The organism is Actinomadura gamaensis (genome assembly GCF_042652125.1).
GTDB classification, from domain to species: domain Bacteria; phylum Actinomycetota; class Actinomycetes; order Streptosporangiales; family Streptosporangiaceae; genus Spirillospora; species Spirillospora gamaensis.
Genome location: NZ_JBHSIT010000009.1, coordinates 409,742 through 424,888 on the forward strand (window position 1 = coordinate 409,742; position 15,147 = coordinate 424,888).

The window sequence follows — 15,147 nt, forward strand, 5'->3', positions numbered from 1 at the left end:
TTCGGGCACTCCTCGCGGGGGCTATGACTCTCACTCCCTGCGGCGGCGGCGCGGCCGGGGCAGGCGGGACAGGCGGGACATCACGGGCACCGAGCCCATCATCACCCTGATCAGTACCATCAGGGCGACTACCGGGGGGACGTACACTAGCCAAGCGGGCGGCCCGGATGAAGAGTCGCCACTGTTCCCGGCGGCATTCCTCGCGTTGATATTGGACGGCTTGTCCAGCGCCGGATCGTGCGTCGGGATCGTGTCCCCGGTGCTCTTGCCCTTGTAGGGCTTCTGCGGGACGGCTCCCGGCACCCGTCCGCCCGGGCAGGTCGGCGGCGTCGTCACCTTCGGCTGCGGCAGCGGGTACTTGTACTCCAGCGCGGCCTGCGTCTTGAGCGTGAACATGAACGCCACGTTCAGCACCGTCTGGCCCTGGTTCTGGCCGATGACGCCGTTCAGCACGTTCCGCAGGGCGGGCGCCTTCGCGAAGACCTGCCCCAGGTGCGTGAGGATCGCCGGGTCGTACTGCTTGAGGTGCAGCGTCCCGAGGTTGTCCACCATGCAGTCGAAGTCGTCGCCGCTCTTGTCGAGCAGCGTGTTGAACGAGGTGAGCAGTCCCGGCCCGCGGTCGCGCAGCTCGGCGAGCTGGCCGCGCATCTGGCTGAGCGCGCCGGTCAGCGTCGCGAGGTTGTCGACGCCCTCGCCGAGCGCGCTCCGGTTCTGGTTGAGCACGGTCGAGATGCGGCTCAGGTCCTTGACGAGGCCGTCGAGCAGCTCGGTGTTCTGCGCGAACGTCGTGGTGAGCTGGTCGCCGCCCTGGATGATCTGGCGCAGCGAGTCCTGCCGTCCGGACCAGCCCGCCGCCAGCTCGTGCGTGATGATCTTCGCGTCCGCGGGCTTGATCGCCTTGAGCGTGCTCAGCACGGCGGCGAACAGGTCCCCGTACTTGGGCGGGACGCTGGTCTTCTCCTTCGGGATCACCGTGCCCGGACGCATCGGCGGCGCGTGCCCACCGCCCGGCGCGGGCGTCAGCTCGACCACCGGCTCGCCGACCGCCGACTTGCGCGCCGCCGCCGCCGTCGAGCCCTGCGGGATCTTCACCCCGCGGTCGATGCCGAGCCGCACCACGACCCGGTCCTTCGCGAGCTTCACCTGCTGGATGTGCCCGACCCGGACGCCGAGGTAGTCCACCTCGAAGTTCGGGTGCAGGCCGGGCGACGACTCGAACTCGACGGTCAGGTGGTACGGCCGCTCGATCGCGTCGAACCGGACGACGTTGGTGAACGCCCAGACCGTCATGACCACCGCGAGGCCGGCGAACACCCCGAGGTTGATCGCGATTCGCCTGTTCATCGCGGCCGCTCCAGGAGGGAGTCGAGGTTGGGGAAGGCGTCGCGGACCTTGGGCGGCAGGGCGTCGGTGGCCTTCGAGCCCTTCTTCCCGCCCGTCCCGCCGCCTGAGCCGGAGCCGGACCCGGAGCCGCCCAGACCGGGGATGACGGGCGTGCCGTCCGGCCAGACGAGGCGGAGCACCGGATACATCATCAGCGCGCCGTCGTAGCTGGCCAGAGGCAGTTTCTGCTCGAAGGCGACCAGCCCGTCGACCAGGTTCGTGAGCCGCGTCCGGTCGTTGCCGAGCTCGGCGATGATCGGGTCGACGTCGTTCAGCAGGCGCCGGAAGGTCGCCACGCGGCCCGCGAGGACCTTGTCGTTGAGCTCGGCGGCGGCGTAGGTCAGCCGGTCGATCGTCTTGAGGATCTTGTCCTTGTCCTCGTTGAGCAGGTCGGTCGTCTTCGCGATCTCGCCGGGCGCCCGGCTCAGCTCGTCCTTGCCGTTGGCGAGCGAGCGGCCGAGGCGGGCGAACTCGTCGATCGACTCGCCGAGCTCCTCGCGCTGGTCGGCGAACAGCTTCACCAGGTCGGACGTCTGCCGGACGGTCTTGTTGAGCTTGTGGCCCTGGCCGTCCAGCGCCTGCGCGCCCGCGTTGACGATCGTCGCGACGTCGTTGCCCGCCAGCGACTTCAGCAGCGGGCCGGTCTGCCCGACGACCTGCTCGAACGCGGGCTGGACGGTCGCGTCCTCGATGCGCGCGCCGTTGGCGAGGTACGGGCCGTGGTCCATGCTGCCGCCGGGCGGCAGGATCATGTCCACGTAGTTCTCGCCGAGCAGCGAGGTCACCTTGATCTCGGCGCGGGTGCCCTGCGGCAGGTGGTACTTGTCGAGGATGGCCATGGTGACCTTGGCCTTGTAGCCGTCGCGCTTGACCGACAGCACCGTGCCGATCTTCACGTCCGACATCTGCACGCTGTGCCCGGCGACCAGGCCCTGCGCGTCGTCGAACACCGCGACCAGGTGCACCTTGCCCTTGGGCGCGCCGAACGTCTGGAAGGAGCAGCCGGTCAGCGCCAGCGTCAGGGCCAGCAGCAGCGCCGCCGTCGACCGTCCGCGCATCAGTGGCCTCCGGTGATGTCGCCCGAGCCCGGCCACGGGCAGTTCGAGTTCGGTTTCGGCAGCGGGCAGCCGACGTTGTCGTCCCGGAGGATGGACTTCAGCCAGGTCCGCAGGAACGCGTCGGTCGCCACCCGGATCTGCAGCGACTTGTTCTTCGGGTTGTAGCCGTTGATGAGCGCGCCACTCAGCGCGGGCAGCGCCTTGACGAGCTGCGCGAGCCGGGCCGCGTTGCCCTTGAGGATCAGCGCGACGCGGGTGAGGACGGCCAGGTCGGACGGCAGCTGCCCCTGGTACTTGTCCAGCAGCCTCTTGCCGTTGCGCGACAGCTCGACCAGGCCGTCCACGAGGTCCTGGATCTCGCCGCGCTCCCCGGCGAGGACGCGGCTGGCGGTGCTGAAGTCCTGGATCATCTCGCCGAGCACCTGCTCGCGGCCCCGCACGACCCCGGCGAGCCGGTGCAGGTTGGTCGCGACGGCGATGAGGTTCTTGTCCTGCCCGGCGACGTTCTGGACGAGCCGGGCGCTCTCCTCCAGCGTCGCGTTGAACGTCCTGCCGTTGCCGTTGAAGGAGTTCGCGGCCTGGTCGAGCGCGGGCTGCACCTTGGTCGGGTCCAGCGCCTTGGCGAGGTTGGTGAAGGAGTTCAGCGCGTCGTCCACCTCGACCGGGACGCTCGTCCGCTCGATCGGGATGACGTCGGAGGTCTCCTTCGGCTCGCCCGGCTTCCACGCGGGGTGCAGCACGAGGTTGCGCTCCCCGACCAGGTTCAGCGGGACGATCGACGCCTGCACGCCCTGCGGCAGCGGGACGTCCCGGGCGATGTGGAAGCGGACCCTGATGCGGTCCCCCTCGGACTCGACCGAGTCGACCGACCCGACGTCCGCGCCCATGACCTTGACCTTGGACTGCTTGTAGAACGAGCGGGCCTTCGGCAGGTAGACGGTCATCTCGCGGTTTCCACCGCCCCCGGTCGGGGACAGCGAGCAGCCGCCGAGGACGGCCACGAGCGTCACCGTGAGCCCGATCAGTGCGCGCCTGCCGCGGGTCATCAGTTGCCCCCCTGCGCGCCGGTGCGGTCGGCGGTCCCGCCGCCGGGCGGTGTGATCCTGGTGGAGATCGGGCCGTCCGGCTGGAGCGGGCCGAGACCGGTCAGCACGCCCTCGATCCACTTGCCGTTGCCCTGCACGTTCGCGACGCCCGCGAAGGTCGGCCCGAGCAGCGAGAAGTCGGTGTTCAGGACGTCCATGTTCGGCGCGAGCCGGGTCGTCAGCAGGTGCAGGTTGTCCAGCAGCGTGTCGAGCTGCCGCTGGTTGCGGGAGATCGTGTTCGACAGCGTCCGGACGGTCCGGCTGCCCTGCCCGATCGTCGAGGCGAGCTGGTCGCGGCGCTCGACGAGGACGCGCAGCAGGATCCGGCTGTTGTCGATGATCTCCTTGAGCTGCCCCTCCTTCGCGGCGAGCGTCGCGGTGATCGTCTTGGAGCCCTCGATCAGCTTCTCGACCTCGGGATAGGAGTCGTTCAGCGCCCGGGAGAGCGACTGGACGTTGCGCAGCATCTCGTTCAGCTTCGCCGCGTTCGGCGAGTGGATCTTCGACATCTCGACCAGGAGCTTGTCGATGGACTTCTGGTCGAGCTTGCCGATGATGTTCTGCGCGCCCTGCAGGGCGTCCGGGACGGTGAAGGGCACCTGGGTGCGTTCCAGCGGGATGCGCCGCCGCGACTCCGGCAGGCTCGCCAGGTAGGGGTGCGCGACCGGGCCGCTGAGGCGCAGGTACCGGCCGCCGAGCAGGGTCGTCGTCTCGATCGCGGCGCGGGTGTCCGGTCCGAGGTCGATCCCCTTGTTGACGTGCCAGGTGATGACGACGGTCCCGTTGTGGAAGTTCGGCCGGACGCCGGTGACGCGCCCGGCCTTGACGCCCGCGACCCGGACGTCCTGCCCCTTCTTGATCCCGGCGGTGTCGGAGAACACGCCGCTCATCGTGTAGCCCTGGTCGAACAGGTGGAGCTGGCCGACCGCGAACGCGAACACGCAGCCCGCGCCGATCACGGCGAGCGTGCCGACGGCGACGAGCTTCTGGTTGACATCGCGCAGCGAGGGGAACAGCGGCATCGGTCACCGCCCCCCGTTGAGGATCGACTTGAGCTTGGCGAGGTCCTGCTGGGACGGCCCGGTGTTGCCCGGTTCGTTCGGCAGCCGCATCGGGAACGGGCACGGCCCCTCGACGAGGTTCAGGCACATGACGTTCGTGCGGAGGAAGTGGCCGCCGTTGGTGGAGGCGAACAGCTGCCGCAGCGGGATCGGCAGGTTCCGGACCATCTTCTCCAGGTTGTCGACGTTGATCCGGAACGTGTCGCTGAACTTGCCGAGGTTGTCGATGATCCGCGCGAGTTGCGCGTCGTTGCCGCCGAGCACCGCGTTGAGGTTGGTGGTCACCCCGGACACCTGGACGACCGCGTTGTCGAGCACCTGCTTGTTGTCGGCGAAGACCTTGGCGAGGTCGCGCAGGTTGTCCACGCTCGTCGCGATCTGCCGGTCCCGGACGGCCACCGCGTCGGTGACGGCCGAGTAGTCCTTGATCATCTGCTGGATGGTCTGCTTGCGCGTGCCGAACGTCCGCAGCAGGCCGTCCAGGTTGGTGATCATCGTGTTGATCGCGGTCTCGTTGCCGTCGAGGGCCTGCGACAGCGCGAACAGGATCCGGTTCAGCTGGTTCGGGTCGAGGTTGTTGGTGAGCGGCTGGAGCGCGTTGACGATCTCGCCGAGGTCCACCACCGAGCGGGTGTGCGGGACGCGCGCGCCGCCGCGCAGCATCGTGCGGCTCTGCCCCGGCTCCAGGTACACCACCCGCTGGCCGAGGACGTTGCGCCAGCGGATCGCGGCGGTCGAGTCGTCGGGGAGCCTGACGTCCTTGTCGACCGCCATCCCCACCACGGCCCGGCCCTGCACGACCCTGATGCTCCTGACCTGGCCGACCGGCGTGCCCGCGATCTTCACCTGGTCGCCGGTGAGCAGGCCGGTGACGTCGTCGAACTGCGCGGTCAGCTTGTAGCGGTCGTTGAAGCTGGTGCCGAGGATCTGCTGCCCGATGAAGAAGGTCAGCAGCCCGGTCACCACGACGAACGCCAGGAACTTCGCGGTGGTCACGTAGTCGGGGCCGCGGGCGGCCTTGCGGCGGGGGCTCTGCCGAGGACTCACTGTCGCATCACCCGCTCGAGCCCGTCGTTCGGCTGGTTCACGTTGGCCTTCTGGTCGAACATCGTGGTCTTCGGCGGGGACGGGCAGACGTCCACGAACAGCTTGCACAGGTCGAGCGGCAGCGGCCCGACCACGTTGGCGATCATCGTCCCGTGCGGGCCGGGCACCTTGATGACCTTCACCAGCAGGGTGAAGAAGCCGTTCAGGTCGTCCAGCAGGACGGGGAGGTTCCGCTGCTGCCCGTGCACGACGCGGGCGGCGTCGCCCGCGCCGTCCACGAAGTTGCCGATGTTGCCGCCGTGGTCGCGCAGCGAGTTCCCGACGCGGTCGGTGAGCCTGCTCGCGCCGTCGAGGATCTGGTCAATCTTGTCGGGCTTGTCGTAGATGACCGGGGAGATCCGGTTCACGTCGCCGACGATCTGGTTCACCGTCCCGCCGCGCGAGGCGAGCGTGGGGGCGAGCCCGGCGACGTTGTCCATGATGCTCTCGAGCTGCGCCTGGTCCTGGTGGGTCGCGTCGATGACCTTCGCGCCGTTGGACAGCGCGCGGCGCAGCGCCGGGCCCTGGCCGTCCAGCCCGGCGGAGAAGGTGTGCAGGATCGTGGCCAGCTCGTCGGGGTTGATGGCCTTGGTGAGGTTGTAGGTCGGCCACGCCGTCTCCGACAGCTCGACCGGGTCCTTGCCCTCGCCGAGGTCGCTGTTGTTCTTCAGGTACGGGCCGGTGGTCTCCTTCGCGCCGAGGTCCAGGATGAGGTCCTTCGGCCCGAACACCGACACCGGCTCGATCCGCGCCGTCGTCGTCTGCGCGAGCTTCACGCCCTTGTCGACGCGCACCCGGACGGTCACCCGCCCGTCCTTGCCGAGCTTCACCTTCTGGACGGTCCCGACCGTGATCCCGCGGATCTTCACGTCCGACTTGCCCGGGTCGAGGCCCTGGCCCGCGCGGTGGAACTCCGCGGTGTAGTAGGTCGAGCCGCCATTGGACGGCGTCGCGCCCAGCACGAGCGCGGCGACCGCGGCGGCGAGCGCGCCGGCCCCCGCGACGCCGAACAGCGTCCGGGTCCGGCCGGAGAGGGTCTCCTCGCTCATCCGGTCAGCCTCACCGTGCCGCCGTGGCCCCAGAAGATGTAGCTGAGCACGAGGTTCATCAGGATCATCAGGATCGTCGACTCCCGGATCGCGCGGCCCGCCGCGACGCCCACGCCCACCGGTCCGCCGGCCGCGTAGTAGCCGCGGTAGCAGTGGACGAACATCACGATGAACGCGAAGATCGCCACCTTGATCACGCTGTACAGCACGTCGATCGGCGGCAGGTACAGGTGGAAGTAGTAGTCGTAGATGCCGGGCGACAGGCCGTACACCGACACCGAGATGAACCGCGTCGCCCAGAACGCCATGAACAGCGACACCAGGTAGAGCGGGACGAGGGCGATGACGCCGGCCGCGACGCGCGTGCACACGAGGTAGACCAGCGAGTTGATGCCCATGACCTCCAGCGCGTCGATCTCCTCGGAGATCCGCATCGCGCCGATCTCGGCGGTGAAGCTCGTCCCGACCTGCGCGACGAGCGCGACCCCCGCGATGATCGGGGTGACCTCGCGGACGTTGGAGTAGGAGGCGACCAGGCCGGTGAACGCCTCGGCGCCGATGCGTTCCAGGCCGGGATAGCCCTGCTGGCCGACGATCGCGCCGGTGGCCAGCGACATGGTGGCGATCACGAAGATCATGCCGCCGCCGATCACCAGCGCGCCGACGCCGACCGTGATGTCGCTGACCTGCTTGGCCAGCGTCCGGCCGTACTTGCGCCGCAGGACGATGTCGAACAGCAGCCCGTACAGCACCCGGCCGAGGAAGATCGGCAGGTTGAACGAGGCGGCCATGCCCGCCGTCCGGCCGCGCACCGCGCGGCCGATCCGCCGGACCGGGGAGATGGCGACCATTCAGAACCTCGGGGGGAAGAGGACCTGGTAGATCGTGGTCAGGACGTAGTTGGAGGCGAACACCACGATCGAGGTGACCACCACCGCCCGGTTCACCGCCCGGCCGACGCCGACCGGCCCGTAGTCGCAGTTCATGCCCATGTAGCAGGCGACCGCGGCGGCGATGAAACCGAACACCCACGCCTTGAACAGAGTGATCAACAGGTCCGGGAACTGGAGCAGCGTCGTCGCGCCGTCGAAGAAGGCGCCGGGGCTGACGCCCTGCTGGATGACGTTGAAGTAGTAGCCGCCCAGCGTCCCGGCGAGGATCACCACCGAGGCGAGCAGGAGGGAGACCGTGCTGGCGGCCCACAGCCGGGGGGTGACCAGGCGGTGGATCGGGTTGATGCCCATGACCTCCATGGCCGCGAGCTCGTCGCGGATGTTGCGCGCGCCCATGTCGGAGGTGATGGCGGAGCCGCCGACGCCGGAGACCAGCAGCGCCGCGGCGAGCGGCGCGACCTGCTGGACCATCGCGGCGATCAGCAGCGCCCCGGTCGCGGACGCCGCGCCGAGCTGGCGGGCGATGTCCCCGACCTGGAGCGAGATCGTCGCGCCGAGCGGGATGGCGATGAGCATGACGGGGACGGAGGTGACGCGGGCGAGGAACCAGCACTGCTCGATGAACTCGCCCCACCACTGCCGCACGTCCCAGGTGCGGCGGAGGCCTTCGAGGAACGTGACGCACAGCAGGCCGGTCTCGTCGAGCGCGCGGGAGGCGCGGCGGCGGGCGAGGTCCGGCACGGCGGTGAGGCTCAGGGCCATCTCGCCCCCGGGGGTTCGGGGCGGCGGAGCATTCGTGCCTCCTGGGGTGTTCGGATGTCGGCGCCCATCCGATGGAGCACAGGCGTGTTCCGGTCGTACTCGGTGTCGCGGTCGTACTCGGTGTCGCGGTCTTACTCGGTGTCGCGGTCGTTCTCGGTGGTCCGGTCGTCCTCACAGGTGGCAGCAGCATCACACGCACACACCGGCACCGCCTGTGATCTGGAGCACTCTATTAGAAGAAGGTCTAAGAAGCGAGTACTTACATCCGGGTTTGTCCGCGGTTAGGATCTGCGGGTGCACCCAGATCTCGACGGCTCCGCCGGTCAGCCGGCCGACCCGCTCGTGACCGGAATCCACGACCGCTGGGACGGCCAGGGACTCCCCGGTCAGCCCTGGCCGTTCATGGCCATCTGCTCGGTCGGCCGCCTCTACCAGCTGATCAAGAAGGCGCTGGACGGCGAGCTGGAGCGGTGCGGGCTGAGCCGCACGGGCTTCTTCCTGCTGACCACGCTGGCGCTGTCGTCCGGCGGACGGGCGCGCCTCAGCACCCTCGGCCGGATCCTCATGCTGCACCCGACGTCGGTGAAGCTGACCGTCGACCAGCTCGAGGCGGACGGCCTGGTCTCCCGGTCCCCGCATCCGCGGGACCGGCGCGCCACGCTCGTCCTCATCACCCGGGCCGGACGCGACCTCGCCGGGCGCGTGAACCTGGCGCTGGAGTCGCCGGACGGCCCGCTCGGCGAACTCGCCGCGCTGTACCGTCCGCTGTTCGAGTCGCTCCAGCCCGCGCGCCTCGCGGCGGGCGACCTGGACTTCTGAACCTTCCGCCGGAGCGGGTGCCGGCGCCCGCTTTCCTAGATCCCTTCGCGTGAACGCACCAACACTGAGTGTCGTACCAGGGGATTGACGGACGACCCGCTCCGACCTTGAGGCAAGGTATTGGGCATGGCACGGACCCGAACGAGACCCCCGTCGTCCCCGTCACGTCCCCCGCGGCGCGGGGGGCGTCGCTCGTCCGGACGCGTCTCCCAGCGCGCGCGGGGACGCGCCGAGGGCCATTCGCCGGAGTATGCGGAGCTGCCGGAGACGCTGGAGGACAACCCCTGGGAACGTCCGCCCGGCAAGGTCCGCAGAGTCTGGCGGTTCCTCACCCACAACGTCACCATCACGGTGGTGGGCATCGCGGCGATCCTCGTCGCGATGGTGTTCGTCATCCCCGAATGGATGGGGCCGGGCGAGCCGCCGAAGGCCGCCGACGGCGGCGCGTTCTCCACGAACGACATGCTCGCGCGGCTCTCCTCGTCCAGCATGGACCCGGTCGCGGCCGGGGTCATCGCGCAGGCGAAGAAGAACGCCTACGAGGAGCAGCAGCGCCAGCTCCGCCTGCTGAAGGAGAAGGCGAAGCGGGACGCCAAGGCGCGCGCGCAGCTGAAGTTGCAGCAGGAGCGCGAGCGGCTCGCCAAGTCGAACCCGAGCGCGGCCCAGAACAAGGCGTGGGGCAAGCGGATGAACGCGCTGAAGGGCTGGGGCGGCTGCTGGGACTCGCTCGAAACCCTGTGGGAGCACGAGTCGAGCTGGGACGAGCACGCGACCAACCCGTCCAGCGGCGCGTACGGCATCCCGCAGGCGCTGCCCCCGGACAAGCTCGCCGACGCCGGTCCCGACTGGAAGACGAGCTCGCCCACGCAGATCGCCTGGGGTCTCGCCTACATCAAGGCCCGGTATCACGACCCCTGCGGGGCCTGGTCGTGGTGGTCCGCGCACCACTGGTACTGAGAAACTCGGACGATGCAGAACGGTGGGGCCTCGGCGTCCCGGCAGTGGGCGCGCGCGGACGCCACCCGGCGCGCGCTTCTGGACGCCGCGCAGGCGGTGTTCGCCGACCGCGGCTACGCGGACGCGGGCATCGCCGAGATCGTGGAGCGCTCCGGCATCAGCGTCGGCAGCCTGTACCACCACTACGGCGGCAAGGCCGGGCTGTACCTGGCGCTGTGGGAGGAGCTGACCGGCGAGCAGGAGGCCCGCGCCGCCGAGGCCGTCTCCGCCGCGCGCTCGTCCGGCGAGGAGGACCCGATCGCGCAGTTCGTCGCGGGTGCGCGCGCGTACCTGGAGACGTGCTGGGAGCGGCGGGAGGCGGCCCGGCTCTTCCACGCCGGTGAGGGCCCGTCCGGGTTCTCGCTGATGCGGCGCGGACGCGCGCAGCGCTGGATCGAGCGCAACACGCGCCTGCTGCTGCGCCGCCGCGACGGCGGCGACCGCGCGACGTCCGTGCTGAGCATGGTGCTGACGACGGTGATCGGCGAGGCGGGCCGCGAGATCGCGCTGGCGGACTCGGCGTCCGACGCGTCGGAGATCATCGAGGAGGTGCTGCGCATCCTGATCCGGCTGGCGGGCTGAGCCCCCGCACCCGGCCCGGGGAAGATCGGCGATCGGGTGTCGCGGACGTGTCGGGCCGGTTACGCTGACCGTCGCGTCACCGTGATCTGACACCCCCAGTGATCATTCGGAGAGCCGACGGCCGATGCCGACTTCCACGTGGTTCCGCCTGAACGTCGCCAAGCGCGAACGCGTGCTGGAGGCGGCGATGCGCGAGTTCGGCGAGCACGGCTACTCGACCGGCAGCCTCAACACGATCGCGCGCGAGGCGGGCATCGCGAAAGGCTCGCTGTTCCAGTACTTCCGCGACAAGCTGGAGTTCTTCGCGTTCGTGTGCGACGAGACGTCCCGGCGCGTCCGCGAGGAGATGGAGCGCCGCATCGCCCGGCTCGACTTCGACCAGCCCTTCGACGGCTGGCTCTTCGACGTCCTGTGCGAGTGGACGGAGTACTACGCCGACCACCCGCTGGAGCGCGGCGTCACGGCGGCGACGAACTTCGAGCTCGACAACGGCGTCCGGTCGGTGATCCGCGAGACCGCGAACCAGCACTACCTCCAGGTCATCCACCCGGTGCTGCGGCTGTGGAAGGAGCGCGGCGACATCCGCCCGGACGCCGACCTCGACGTCCTCGCCACCTTCCTGCTGATGACGCTGCCGTTCCTCGCGCTCTCCCCGTACTACGACGGCATCGACCCCGTCCTCGACCTGCGCGGCCGGTCCCCCGCCGAGCAGCGCCCGATGATCCGCCAGATCGTCGCCGGCATCCGCCCCATGTTCGCCCCCGCCTAGCCCGCGCTCTTCGTCGGTCAAACTATGACAACGGCGTGTATGGCCCGGCGGGGGTCGGGTAGGCGGCCCCATATGAAGATTGGTTACAAGCTCGCGGCCGAGGCGTTCGGCCCGAAGGAACTGGTGGCGCAGGCCGAGCGGGCCGAGCAGGCCGGGTTCGACTTCGTCGAGATCAGCGACCACTACCACCCGTGGGTCGAGGAGCAGGGCCACTCGCCGTTCGCGTGGCCGGTGCTGGGCGCGATCGCGGCCCGGACCACCACGCTCGAACTGGCCACCGGCGTCACGTGTCCCACCGTCCGCTACCACCCCGCGATCATCGCCCAGGCCGCCGCGACCCTGGCGGTCATGTCGGACGGCCGGTTCACCCTCGGCGTCGGCGCGGGTGAGCGGTTGAACGAGCACGTCGTCGGCCTCGGTTTCGCCGAGTCGGTCGTCGTCCGGCACGACATGCTCCGCGAGGCGCTGGAGATCATGCGGCTGCTGTGGAAGGGCGGCTACCAGTCCTACCAGGGCAAGCACTTCCAGCTCGACGCGGCCCGCGTCTGGGACCTGCCCGAACGTCCGCCGCTGGTCGCGGTCGCGGCGGGCGGACCGCGCGCCGCGCGGCTGGCCGCCGAGCACGGCGACGGCATGTTCGCCACCGAGCCCGACCCGTCCCTGGACGAGGCGTACCGCAAGCACGGCGGCGACGGCCCGCACTACGCGGAGATGCCGCTGTCCTGGGCCACCGACGAGCAGACCGCCGTCAAGGCCGCCCACAAGCTGGCCCGCTGGTCCACCGGCGGCTGGCCGGTCATGGCCGAACTGCCCAACCCGCCGAGCTTCGACGCCGCCTCGCAGACGGTCACCGAGGACGACATCCGCCAGTCCATGCCGACCGGCCCCGACGCGTCGGGCATCCTGTCCAACGCGCAGACCTACGCGGACGCGGGCACCGACCACCTCGTCCTGCAGAACTGGGGCCCGGACATCGAAGGCTTCATGGACTTCTACCGCAGCGAACTCGACGGCCCGCTGCGCGCCCTGTCCCCGTCCTGACCGCGCTCCTCACAAGGTCGACCCGCTTCGACTTCACTCCCGAACGCCCGCCGCGCAGGGGATGGCGCGCCCGCCGCCAATCGGCTTTCCTGGTCATGTGGAGCCGTCGCGGCGAACGGTGTGACGGCTTCGTCCGATCACCCCGTCCCAAGGAGGACGACGCATGAAAGCGAAGCGGGCCGCAGCCGCCCTGGCCGTGGCGACCCCCCTGGTCCTCGCCACCCTCATAGCCGCCCCCGCCGCCAACGCGGCCCCCTCCCCCACCGCCCCCCACACCATCCCCCTCACCCCACCCACCCCCGACGGCATCCAGGGCAGCGGCCACAGCCTCAACGGCATCGAAGGAACCGGCGCCTGAGCTCCACCCGACCGGAGCGCTAGAGGGCGGCCGGGGTCACCGGGTGGTGAGGCGTTCTAGGGTCCAGGTGATGAGCATGGCTGCTGAGAGGGTGGCGCCTAGGAGGGCTACGGACGGCCAGCCGCCGTGGGTCCAGGCTATGGCGGCGAGGGCGGAGCCAAGTGCGCCGCCGACGAAGTTGCCGGTCATGAAGGCGGAGTTGATGCGGTTGCGGGCTTCGGGCTGGAGCGCGTAGACGACGTGCTGGTTGCTGATCAGGATGGCCTGCTGGGCGAGGTCCAGGAGGACGATGCCAGCGATCAGCCAGGCCAGGGAGTGGCCGCCGAGCGCTAGTGGCAGCCAGGACGCCAGGTACAGGACGGTCGCGACGCCGGTGACGTGGTGGACGCGGCCCCGGTCGGCTAGGCGTCCGGCGATGTTGGCGACGACGGATCCGGCCGCGCCGAACAGGCCCATCAGGCCGATCGCGCCTTCGCTCCAGTGGTAGGGGCCGCCGGAGAGCAGGAAGGTCAGGGACGTCCAGAGGGCGGAGAAGGCGGCGAAGGACAGTGCGCCGACGGCCATCCGCCAGCGGAGGACGGGTTCCTCGCGGATGAGCGTCGCGATCGAGCCGAGCAGCTTCGGGTAGCGCATGCCGGCCGGGGTGTGCAGGACCGGCAGGGCGCGGCGAAGCAGGACGGCCATGAGCAGCATGAGCGCGGCCTGCACCCAGTAGACCGTCCGCCAGCCGCCGAGTTCGGCGAGCGCGCCGGAGACGGTGCGGGCGAGCAGGACGCCGAGGAGCAGCCCCATCATGACGGTGCCGACGACGCGTCCGCGCTCGGCGGGGGCGGCGAGGGACGCGGCGAACGGCACGACGACCTGGGCGGCGACCGAGGTCAGCGCGGTCAGGGCCGTCCCGAGGAGGAGCACCGCGCCGTTCGGGGCGACCGCGGAGATGAGCAGGAACGCGGCGGTGAGCAGGTAGAGGGAGACGGCGAGCCGGCGGCGTTCGAGCAGGTCGCCGAGTGGGACGAGCAGGAACAGGCCGACGCCGTAGCCGACCTGCGCGGCGGTGACGATCAGCCCGGCCATGCCGGTGCCGAGGCCGAGGGAGCCGCCGATGAGGTGGAGCAGGGGTTGCGGGAGGTAGTTGGACGCGACGGACAGTCCGGTCGCGACCGCCATCAGCGGGAGGAGGCCGCGCCGGAGTCCGGTGCCCTCCCGCGCCGCCGCCTGGCCGGGCCGCTGAGTCATGATCGCCATGCCGCCCAGGATGCGCCGTCACCCATTGATGAGTCCAACGCATTCTTTTCATCCGATCCATCGCGCTTGTAGATTGATCCGATGGATCTGCAGCAGATGCGCTACGTCGTCGCGGTCGCCGAGGAGGGCGGCTTCACGCGGGCGGCGCAGCGCTGCCGGGTCGTCCAGTCGGCGCTGTCGCACCAGGTCGCACGGTTGGAGCGGGAGCTCGGCGCGCGGCTGTTCGAGCGGACGAGCCGCCGCGTGCGGCTGACGCCCGCTGGGGAGGCGTTCCTGCCCGCGGCGCGGCAGGCCCTGGACGCGGCGGAGCGGGCCCGCGCCGAGGTCGCGGCGGCGTCCGGGGAGATCCGGGGACGGCTCGCGATCGGCGCGATCACGACCGTGACGGCCGTGGACCTGCCGTCCGTCCTGAAGCGGTACCGGGAACGGTATCCGCAGGTCAGGATCACGCTGCGGGCGGGCATCAGCGAGGAGCTGATCGAGCAGGTGCGGGACGGCTCGCTCGACATCGGCTTCCTCGGGCTGCTGCCCGGCACGGTCCCGAAGGGCGTCAGCGACCGCGAGCTGCTGCGCGGCAACCTCGTCGCGGTCGTCCCGCCCGACCACCGGCTCGCGGACGAGACGGAGACCGACCTCGCGTCCCTGGCGAACGAGACGTTCGTCGACTTCGCGGCGGGGACGATCGGCCGGTCCCAGTCCGACCAGGCGTTCGCGGCGGCCGACGTCCAGCGGGACGTCGCGTTCGAGGTCACCTCGTCGGAGTTCATCGCCGAGATCATCCGGCAGGGCCTCGCGGTCGGGATGCTCCCCGCCTCGTACGCGCACCGCCTCGCCGGGGTGCGGGCGCTGTGCGTCCGGGACGCGCCGGGCCGGGTCGAGCGCCTGATCTGGTCCCGGCACCGCCCCAGCCCGCCCGCCGCCGCGTTCCTGAAGTTCCTCGACGTCCGGCTCTAGTGCCGC

General features: G+C 70.4%; 16 protein-coding genes. 7 read left to right on the forward strand and 9 right to left on the reverse strand.

Translation table 11 applies throughout. The features are described from left to right. Positions 1-30: 30 nt before the first annotated feature. From ACFPCY_RS29945 to ACFPCY_RS29980, 8 genes are read right to left on the reverse strand one after another with little or no spacing between them, the layout of a single operon-like run. Positions 31-1,344 carry an MlaD family protein gene (locus tag ACFPCY_RS29945; RefSeq protein WP_378260581.1) on the reverse strand — a complete coding sequence of 438 codons (1,314 nt, stop codon included), beginning with the start codon at positions 1,342-1,344 and terminating at the stop codon, positions 31-33. After that, positions 1,341-2,441 carry an MCE family protein gene (locus ACFPCY_RS29950; protein ID WP_378260583.1) on the reverse strand — a complete coding sequence of 367 codons (1,101 nt, stop codon included), beginning with the start codon at positions 2,439-2,441 and terminating at the stop codon, positions 1,341-1,343. The genes ACFPCY_RS29945 and ACFPCY_RS29950 overlap by 4 nt, the downstream gene beginning before the upstream one ends. Then, positions 2,441-3,487, reverse strand: a complete 1,047-nt coding sequence (locus ACFPCY_RS29955; protein WP_378260584.1) for an MCE family protein — start codon at positions 3,485-3,487, stop codon at positions 2,441-2,443. The genes ACFPCY_RS29950 and ACFPCY_RS29955 overlap by 1 nt, the downstream gene beginning before the upstream one ends. Further along, a complete protein-coding gene (locus ACFPCY_RS29960; protein WP_378260585.1) occupies positions 3,487-4,548 on the reverse strand; it encodes an MCE family protein in 1,062 nt (353 codons plus the stop codon). Before ACFPCY_RS29960 ends, ACFPCY_RS29955 begins: the two co-directional genes overlap by 1 nt. Positions 4,549-4,551: 3 nt before the next feature. Beyond that, on the reverse strand, positions 4,552-5,634 hold the full coding sequence (locus ACFPCY_RS29965; RefSeq protein ID WP_378260587.1) for an MCE family protein: 1,083 nt from the start codon (positions 5,632-5,634) through the stop codon (positions 4,552-4,554). Next, positions 5,631-6,722, reverse strand: coding sequence for an MlaD family protein (locus tag ACFPCY_RS29970; protein ID WP_378260589.1), 1,092 nt, complete (start codon positions 6,720-6,722; stop codon positions 5,631-5,633). Before ACFPCY_RS29970 ends, ACFPCY_RS29965 begins: the two co-directional genes overlap by 4 nt. Beyond that, on the reverse strand, positions 6,719-7,573 hold the full coding sequence (locus ACFPCY_RS29975) for an ABC transporter permease (protein WP_378260591.1): 855 nt from the start codon (positions 7,571-7,573) through the stop codon (positions 6,719-6,721). The genes ACFPCY_RS29970 and ACFPCY_RS29975 overlap by 4 nt, the downstream gene beginning before the upstream one ends. Then, positions 7,574-8,377: an MlaE family ABC transporter permease gene (locus ACFPCY_RS29980; protein WP_378260593.1), complete on the reverse strand. Its 804-nt coding sequence runs from the start codon at positions 8,375-8,377 to the stop codon at positions 7,574-7,576. It lies immediately after the preceding gene. 294 nt (positions 8,378-8,671) lie between these two features. On the opposite strand from ACFPCY_RS29980, the gene ACFPCY_RS29985 reads away from it, so the two are divergent. The 6 genes from ACFPCY_RS29985 (at position 8,672) to ACFPCY_RS30010 (ending at position 12,942) form a co-directional block, all read left to right on the forward strand. Beyond that, positions 8,672-9,196, forward strand: coding sequence for a MarR family winged helix-turn-helix transcriptional regulator (locus tag ACFPCY_RS29985; RefSeq protein ID WP_378260595.1), 525 nt, complete (start codon positions 8,672-8,674; stop codon positions 9,194-9,196). Positions 9,197-9,322: 126 nt separating this feature from the next. Then, the gene (locus ACFPCY_RS29990) at positions 9,323-10,153 is read left to right on the forward strand and encodes an aggregation-promoting factor C-terminal-like domain-containing protein (RefSeq protein WP_378260597.1); all 831 of its coding nucleotides are present in this window, start codon (positions 9,323-9,325) and stop codon (positions 10,151-10,153) included. Between the two features lie 12 nt (positions 10,154-10,165). Next, positions 10,166-10,774 (forward strand): TetR/AcrR family transcriptional regulator, encoded by a 609-nt coding sequence (locus tag ACFPCY_RS29995; protein ID WP_378260599.1) that lies wholly within the window; start codon positions 10,166-10,168, stop codon positions 10,772-10,774. A 124-nt stretch (positions 10,775-10,898) separates the two neighbouring features. Then, positions 10,899-11,543: a TetR/AcrR family transcriptional regulator gene (locus ACFPCY_RS30000; RefSeq protein WP_378260601.1), complete on the forward strand. Its 645-nt coding sequence runs from the start codon at positions 10,899-10,901 to the stop codon at positions 11,541-11,543. A gap of 72 nt (positions 11,544-11,615) precedes the next feature. Continuing rightward, a complete protein-coding gene (locus ACFPCY_RS30005; RefSeq protein ID WP_378260603.1) occupies positions 11,616-12,584 on the forward strand; it encodes a TIGR03557 family F420-dependent LLM class oxidoreductase in 969 nt (322 codons plus the stop codon). A 163-nt stretch (positions 12,585-12,747) separates the two neighbouring features. Further along, the gene (locus tag ACFPCY_RS30010) at positions 12,748-12,942 is read left to right on the forward strand and encodes a hypothetical protein (protein WP_378260605.1); all 195 of its coding nucleotides are present in this window, start codon (positions 12,748-12,750) and stop codon (positions 12,940-12,942) included. Between the two features lie 36 nt (positions 12,943-12,978). Here the strand turns inward: ACFPCY_RS30010 and ACFPCY_RS30015 are convergent, their stop codons facing one another. Beyond that, positions 12,979-14,187, reverse strand: a complete 1,209-nt coding sequence (locus ACFPCY_RS30015; protein ID WP_378260607.1) for an MFS transporter — start codon at positions 14,185-14,187, stop codon at positions 12,979-12,981. An 81-nt stretch (positions 14,188-14,268) separates the two neighbouring features. Between ACFPCY_RS30015 and ACFPCY_RS30020 the strand changes: the two genes are divergently transcribed. Further along, positions 14,269-15,141, forward strand: a complete 873-nt coding sequence (locus tag ACFPCY_RS30020) for a LysR family transcriptional regulator (RefSeq protein ID WP_378260609.1) — start codon at positions 14,269-14,271, stop codon at positions 15,139-15,141. Positions 15,142-15,147 lie beyond the last annotated feature (6 nt).